Annotated in this window: 1 pseudogene; it reads right to left on the bottom strand. The window is 75.1% G+C overall.

Annotated elements, in window-relative coordinates:
• Positions 1–117 precede the first annotated feature (117 nt).
• A pseudogene (locus tag H5J33_RS35385) lies at positions 118–1,367 on the bottom strand (hypothetical protein); the annotation flags it as partial.

Below are 1,367 nucleotides of genomic sequence, written 5' to 3'. Positions count from 1 at the left end.
GTCCACGAGCCGGCCGCTGAGCGGTGACGGCAGGAGCATCGCGCCCACGTGCAGGGCGATCACCAGGCCGGCGGTCCGGGTCCCGTGTCCGTGGTCCGCGCACCGAGCCCGTAGGCCCTACGACGCGTCGAGCACCGAGCCCGTCGCCTCCAGGCCGCCGGTCCGCGGCTTGCCGGTCTGCGGGTCGAGCTGGAGGAACCGCACCGACTCGGTGGACTCCCGCACCCGGTCCTCGACCGTGGGCACGGTGAGTTCCGCGCTCGTGCGGCCCGCCGGGATGTCCGCCCACAGCCAGAGCGCGGACACCTTGGACAGCGGCCGTTCGGGGTCGGGCTTCTCCCCGGACTGGTCCCGCAGCCAGGTCGCCGGGACGTCCTTGGTGGACAGCTCCGGAGCGGTGGCCGGCGCCGCCCCGAACCAGGCGTCCATGTCCGCGTCCACCGGCTCCGACAGCGTCACCCGCCACTTCAGCGACCGGCCCTCGGTCACCTTCGCGGCGACCGGCGTGAGGGTCATCGTGGGCGCCGGGTCGTCGTCGCGCACGGTGAGCCCGCCCCGGTAGGAGCCGACGACCGCGCCGTGGACCGCCTTGACCAGCACATCGTGGGACACATCGGTGCCGTAGCGGGTGTTGCCCCGCACCTCGACCGGCACATCAGCCTCATGCCCGCCCGGACGCACCGTCACCAGCCGGTCCGTCGCCCGCCCGGTGACCGGGTCGAGGACGTACACCCGGACCTGGCCGCTGCCGCCCCGGCCCGTCACCCGCACCTGAATCCGGTAGGTGCGCGTGCCCGAGTCCCCCTCGGCCACGGTCGTCCGGCCGACGTCCACGCGCGGCAGCGCCTCCACGCGCACCGCGGGCGTGCCGGCCCGCCAGCCCCACGCGTCCATCAGCCAGGCCCGCCCGGAGGCCGAACGGGACGTGAGCTCGAGGGACTTGACCGAACCCAGCTTCAGCCCGGCGCGGCCGGCCGCCGTCAGGGGCACCCGGACCTCGCGCGCCCAGTAGGAGGCGGTCCGCTCGCTGCCGGGCAGGCCGTCCAGGGTGACCTGGCCGAGTTTCGCCTTCTTGCCGAAGGTGTCGGTCAGCGACACGTCGAGCCGCGTTCCCCGGGTGTTCGGCGGTACGAACACCCGCAGCGCCAGCGCCGACGAACCCGACAGCGACACCGGCTTCTTCATCGTCACCCGGGTGACGCTGCCGGCGCGCGTCCAGCGCAGCGCGACCGCCTGCCGGCCGGTCTCCCGGTCGGTCTCCCACTGGGCGAAGTGCGGGGAGGCCCCCCGGACGCTCGCGGGCAGGCAGCTGCGGGCCGGGCTCGGGTCCACCGCGGCGCACAGCTTGCCGCCGGTCACCGACATCC

It is taken from the genome of Streptomyces sp. WELS2, assembly GCF_013870595.1.
Taxonomy (GTDB): domain Bacteria; phylum Actinomycetota; class Actinomycetes; order Streptomycetales; family Streptomycetaceae; genus Streptomyces.
Note: the sequence above shows the minus strand (reverse complement) of the source record. Positions and strands in the feature narration are given on the sequence as shown.